This is a genomic window from Pseudidiomarina sp. (genome assembly GCF_048267825.1).
GTDB lineage: Bacteria > Pseudomonadota > Gammaproteobacteria > Enterobacterales > Alteromonadaceae > Pseudidiomarina.
Genome location: NZ_JBLWWR010000029.1, coordinates 1 through 5,726 on the forward strand (window position 1 = coordinate 1; position 5,726 = coordinate 5,726).

General features: G+C 57.3%; 8 protein-coding genes. All 8 read left to right on the top strand.

Annotated features, from left to right (window positions below; translation table 11 throughout):
- Window positions 1–554: type II secretion system F family protein (locus ACN0UN_RS11620; protein ID WP_417660108.1), on the top strand; the 554-nt coding region annotated here is incomplete at its 5' end.
- On the top strand, window positions 554–1,180 hold the full coding sequence (locus ACN0UN_RS11625) for a type II secretion system protein (RefSeq protein WP_417660109.1): 627 nt from the start codon (window positions 554–556) through the stop codon (window positions 1,178–1,180). The genes ACN0UN_RS11620 and ACN0UN_RS11625, both read left to right, overlap by 1 nt.
- A 19-nt stretch (window positions 1,181–1,199) precedes the next feature.
- The gene (locus tag ACN0UN_RS11630; RefSeq protein WP_417660110.1) at window positions 1,200–1,655 is read left to right on the top strand and encodes a pilin; all 456 of its coding nucleotides are present in this window, start codon (window positions 1,200–1,202) and stop codon (window positions 1,653–1,655) included.
- 346 nt (window positions 1,656–2,001) lie between these two features.
- Window positions 2,002–2,463 carry a pilus assembly FimT family protein gene (locus ACN0UN_RS11635; RefSeq protein ID WP_417660111.1) on the top strand — a complete coding sequence of 154 codons (462 nt, stop codon included), beginning with the start codon at window positions 2,002–2,004 and terminating at the stop codon, window positions 2,461–2,463.
- A 298-nt stretch (window positions 2,464–2,761) separates the two neighbouring features.
- Window positions 2,762–3,199, top strand: coding sequence for a prepilin-type N-terminal cleavage/methylation domain-containing protein (locus ACN0UN_RS11640; RefSeq protein WP_417660112.1), 438 nt, complete (start codon window positions 2,762–2,764; stop codon window positions 3,197–3,199).
- A 1-nt stretch (window position 3,200) separates the two neighbouring features.
- On the top strand, window positions 3,201–4,037 hold the full coding sequence (locus tag ACN0UN_RS11645) for a PulJ/GspJ family protein (protein WP_417660113.1): 837 nt from the start codon (window positions 3,201–3,203) through the stop codon (window positions 4,035–4,037).
- 61 nt (window positions 4,038–4,098) lie between these two features.
- Window positions 4,099–4,470, top strand: coding sequence for a hypothetical protein (locus ACN0UN_RS11650; protein ID WP_417660114.1), 372 nt, complete (start codon window positions 4,099–4,101; stop codon window positions 4,468–4,470).
- 8 nt (window positions 4,471–4,478) lie between these two features.
- A partial coding sequence (locus ACN0UN_RS11655; RefSeq protein ID WP_417660115.1) for a DUF6701 domain-containing protein occupies window positions 4,479–5,726 on the top strand: 1,248 nt, incomplete at its 3' end.

Genomic DNA, 5,726 nt, shown 5'->3' on the forward strand with positions numbered 1-5,726 from the left:
GGTGGCTGTTGCTGCTGGGCATCGTTGGCGGGCTTTACGCCTTCTTCAAATGGATCGAGACCGATGCCGGACGACTCCAATGGGACCGCATCAAACTGCGCCTGCCCATTGTCGGCGGCATCTTCGAACGCATCGCCCTGGCACGTTTCACCCGAACCTTCGCGATGATGTACCGCGCCGGCGTGCCGTTGCTGCAGACCCTCTCGATCAACAGTGCCAGCGTTGGTAACCAGCATATCGGCCAGGCGATTCTCGGCATCCGTGAAAGCGTCGAACGCGGCGAAGCGCTGACTCGCTCGGCCCACAACTCTGGCCTGTTCACCCCACTGGTCCTGCAAATGATGGCAGTCGGCGAAGAAACCGGCGCGCTGGACGACCTCTTTATCGAAGTGGCTGATTTTTACGAACAGGAAGTTGACTACGACCTGAAGCAACTGGCCGATGCCATCGAGCCGATCCTTATCGTTTGCATGGGCGTGATGCTGCTGGTACTGGCGCTGGGTGTGTTTTTGCCGATGTGGGAGTTGGGTAGCGCGGCGCAGGGGAGGGGGTAATGACTACCGCAACGAACGACGAAATGCGACCAGCACGGCAATACGCCCGTGCCGACAGCAAAGGTGAGCAGATGAACGAAAAACAGCAGCGGATACGCGCAATGCAGAAAAATCAGGGCTTCACCATGATCGAGCTGGTCGTGGTCATCGCCATCCTTGGCATTCTCGCCGCCGTGGCACTGCCGCACTTTATTGACTCGGCGAAGGATGCCCATCGGGCCACCGTGCGCAGCGCCGGCGGCGCCTTCACCTCGGCGGTCTCCATGGTGCGCGGCCAGTACGAACTTAACCGCAACGGCGGCAGCAACAGCTGCGTGGCCGGTAACTGCCAAATCAATGTGCTGGGTTATGGCAACGGCACCATCGACGTCAACGCCCTCGGCTGGCCCGTCGGCACCGAGCGGAGCGGCAGCCCCGGCGCCATCACCAGCATGAGTCAGCAGGAGTGCATGAACCTGTGGGCGAACCTGCTGCAAGCATCGGCAGCCAGCGTTACCGGCGACCAGCCAACCTTCCGCGCCGAGGCCCAGGGCCATCGCTGCCTCTATCGCTACACCCTCGATGGAAACGACGATTTCATCGAATACAACAGCAACACCGGCGAAGTCGCCGTAACTTTTGAATAACGCAAAAAGGAGCAACACCATGAAAAAGCAACAGAGCGGCTTCACCATGATCGAGTTGATTATGGTTATTGTGATTTTGGGGATTTTGGCAGCGTTTGCGCTGCCGAAGTTTGCGGATTTTAGTGGTGATGCACGGTACTCTTCGATTGCTGCTGCGCAGGGTGCTGTGCGCTCGGCAAGCGGCATCGTACATGCCGCTGCCCTTGCTAAGAATGAGACTGGAGCGACCGGGACGGTTGAGCTCGAAGGAACAGAGATTGACCTGTTGTACGGTTATGCTGACCAAGACTCTATTCTGCTCGCAGCTCAATTGAGTACTGAATTTGTTACTTCAACTGCAGGAACCATTAAGCTAGGAGCATGTTCATTTACATACTCTAATGCTGCCGCACCTGTAGCGCCTTCTACGTCGCCCACGCCTGCTAAGATCGGTGAGATCACAGGAGCCAATGGAAAAACATGTGCTGCTCAATAAGTTCTGAATAACCCATTGGGCACGCCAGGGTAAGTTAACCCGCCTATGTCTGAAGCTTATTGTCTATGGCTGGCAGATTTCACTCACCCTACGTCTGCACCGCAACCCGGCTTTTGGCCGGGTTGCCACGGACTCTTGCGGCTGGTCAGTTACCGGCTCAAATCATTTGAAAAAAGGGTTGGCCAGTGGTGAAGCAGCCATGTAGGGCGGGTGCAACCCGCCGAATCCTGACGGTTTGCACAACGGTTGGAAGCACTCGGAAGGCGCAACTCGCGGGCTCATCACCCGGCGGGTTTCATCCGCCCTACGTTACGGCTGGCCTTAGCTTGTGTTTGAACAAGATCATATGAAATACCAACGCGGCTTCACCATCGTCGAGTTAGTCATGACCATCGTGATTATGGGCATTCTAGCCGCTGTGGTGGGGCCGCGTTTCTTTACCAAAAGCAACTTTGATGAACGCTTTTATTTTGAAGAAGTGCTCTCGACTGTTCGCTATGCACAGAAACTGGCAGTGGCTAGTGCTTGCGTGGTCAATGTAGAAGTAAATAACAGCGGTTATGCGCTGGCTTATGGCGCTGGCGCTTGTAGTGGTGTTCAGATCAAAGATCCTTCCGATAAAAACTATCCAATACAACCTCCGGCTAATGTTGCAGTTCAAGATGGAATGGATATCGAGTTCAATTCGCTCGGTTGCATTACGGACAATTCATCTGTTGATTGCAGCGGCGGGAATAACACCGTAACGGTCGGCAGCTTTTCGTTCAGGGTTCACGCCGCCACCGGCTTTATCGAGGTCATGCAATGACCACCGGGTTAATCACCTGCACTGTACTTCCCATAGGGGCGAATTTATTCGCCCGGCACCGAACGCCTGGACACCTGCGGCGCGACGACAAACACCCTAGCCTCAACCCACGTGGTCTGACACTGCAAGGCCGGTCGCACCTTCCGAATGGGCTGATCGCACACGGCCAGGCAAATAAATTCGCCCCTACAACAGCAGCGTGGGCGTCCGGAAAACCAGGTAATGCACCGCAGTTCCTCCCTCTGAGCAACAGCGGCAGCCTGCCCGTCACCGCCGCTGACTGCAGAAGGAATTGACGATGCCGCCGCTTGCAGCCCCCCGGCAACCCAACCGTCCTCCAGCACTTGCCGCCCCCCGCAAGCAAAACGGCATGACCCTCGTCGAACTGGCCATCACCATCGTCATCATTGGCATTGCTGCCGCCGCGTTGTTTTCCGCCACGGCCAGCATCACTGCTCGATCTGCTGATCCGATGTTAGGAGTTCAAAGCCTGCACCTGGCTGAGTCGCTAATGGAGGAGATGCAGTCCGTGCCGTTTAACGCTATTGCCGATATCGCTCCGAGGGAGCCGCAATATCGGGATGGCAGCGGCATTGAGGCGCTGGAAAACTATAGCGTCGGCGCTGTGGTTTCGGACTACAGCATTGGTGGACAGCCGGGCAAGCGCATCGATGTGGATGTCACCGACCCGACCGGCAGGACGCTGCGTCTCACCGGCTACCGGACTGAGTACTGATATGAAACCGACCGAACTTCAGAGGCCCAGGCGAGGGTTTACGCTGGTCGAGCTCGTCATGGTGATCGCTCTGTCCGGAATCGTCATGGTGATGATTTCCACCGTGATGACCCGTCCGCTACAGGGCTTCTTTGATAGCAGTCGCCGAGCCGAACTGACTGATCTGGCTGCAATGGGCCTTTCGAGGATCGCTCGGGACATTCGCGATGCCGTCCCCAATTCACTGTGCCTTGGAGACACCTGCCAGGAAGGGGCGGGTGTATCGCTGCGACTGATGAGCATCAGCACAGCTGGCAGATACCAGGCCAACACGATGGATGCTGGAACGGAGCGCTTCGATCCGCCGCGATGTCCGGTTACGGGTAACTGCATGATTCCAGTGCTGGGTAGCCCGGCGAACGTGCCGACCGGCCAACACTGGCTGATAATTTACAACACGGGCGGTGACATGCCTGGCAGCAGCGTGTGGAGTTCACAGTCGGTCAACCCATCCGTCATGTCGGATCGTGTGTTCCAATTGAGCGGTACTAGCCTCATCGGTACCGCACCTGGATTTCAGTTTAAATATGCCTCACCGCAGCATCGTTTCTACCTGGCGCGGGAGGTGGTTCGCTATCGCTGTGAGGGCTCCCGCCTGCTTCGCGAAAGTGCGTCGGATCTGGCCTTCAGCACCAGTTTGTCGAGCCAGGTAGTGCTCGGGTCCCTCCGTGAATGCCGGTTCGTTTACGAGCCGGGTGATAACAGCCGTCTTGGCCTTGCGACGCTGCAGGTGACACTGGAGCAGAAAGGTGAGCGGGTGACTCTGGTGCGCCAAGTACAGGTGAACAATGCGCCCTGAAACAGGATTCTCCCCAGGTCAGCGGGGTTTTGGCCTGGTCGCAGCGCTGTTCCTCATTGTGGTGGTCGCTGGTGCAATTACGGCCATGGCGCGATTGTCGGTGGTGCAAAGCAGTACCGGTAGTCTGGCGCTGCAGCAGGCGCGAGCGTGGCAGGCGGCGAATGCAGGTCTGGAGATTGCGATAGCCACGGCGGCAAAAGGCAGCTGTCCGTCATTGTCGTCGTTTACCCTGCCGGGGCTGGATGGGTTCAGCATTCAGGTCACAGACTGCGATATGACCCCGAGTGCTTTTCTGGACGAAGAGCAGCAAACCCTTCGCCTGTATCGTCTGGTTTCTCAGGCGCAATACGGTGCGCCGGGACAACCCGATTATGCCTTTCGGCGATTGGAAGCGGTGGTTGAGTTCGTTGTGCCGGCTGGAGGTGGGGGATGAGACTGAAAATGGAAGGTCTGTTGCGCCTGATCACGGGGTGCCTGCTGCTCGGTGCTGGCAGTGTGGGGGTTGCCGCGACCTATGACCTCAGCAGCGGTCAGTATCCGCCATGTTCCACCACTTGGAGTGTCGATGGCGATACCTATATCTGTACCGGGAACGGTCGGGTAAGCCTGAGTAACAACGATGTCGTCACTGCCAGTCGCGCCAGCACCCTGCGGGCAAATAATGGTTTCTCGCTGGGTAACGGGCAGATAGGCAGCGCTAGTGCGCCGATCGCTTTGCTTTCAACTTACGGCACTGTCACCAGTTCAAGCGGTGCGGTGGTATTTGGTGACATTCAGGCAAATGCGCTTATCGAACTGACTGGCGCGACGGTGACAGGGAACCTGCGGGCAAATAATGCGGGTATTAGTTTGGTGGGTAGTCGCATCACAGGCGCCGTCAGTGCCAGCAACGCAGTCAGCCTGAGCAGCACTGACGTGACGGGCGACATTTCCAGTAGTAATGGAACCATTACTGTCATAGGAGGCACGCTGCGCGGCAATATCAGCGGAGGCTGTTGTGATATCAGCCTTTCAAGTCTTTCTCTCTATGGCAACGTTTCGGCCGTATCGGCTGATATTTTGCTCTCCAGCGCGCAGGTCACTGGAAATCTGAATACAACGAACCAGGTTTCGCTCGATAAATCTACCGTCAATGGCAACGTCACCGCCGCTACGTGGCATAACCAGACGATCAAGGGCACCGGTAACAGTTTTATCTACGGTGTCTGTGTTCCTTCTATAACCACGCCAGCAAAACTCTGCAGCGGCGAAGCACCCGTAGCCGGTGTGCACCATTACCGGCTCTCCTTTGCCAGCCAGGCCCTGACCTGCCAGGCACAGAGCGTTTTGGTTTCAGCCTGCATGAATGCCGAGTGCAGCACTGTTTCCAGCAGCTCCAGCACCCTGATGATCACCCCTGGCGGCACAGCGATGACTTTCACGGGCCAGGGCACAGGCAGCGTGGCCGTGCGTACGGCACAAACCGTTATCCTCTCCGTTAGTGCTGCTAGCCCAGCGCCGAGCAATCCGACCCTTTGCCAGGTGGATGGCGTCGTATCTGCCAACTGCAGCATGACCTTTAATGACAGCGGCTTTGTCATGCGTGACTTGTCTCCACTGGTTGCCGGCAAGCCACGAACAGCCACCATCCAGGCTGTACGCAAGAGCGACAGCAGCCCGGGGTGTGCGCCGGCCTTTTCCGGTGGTCCG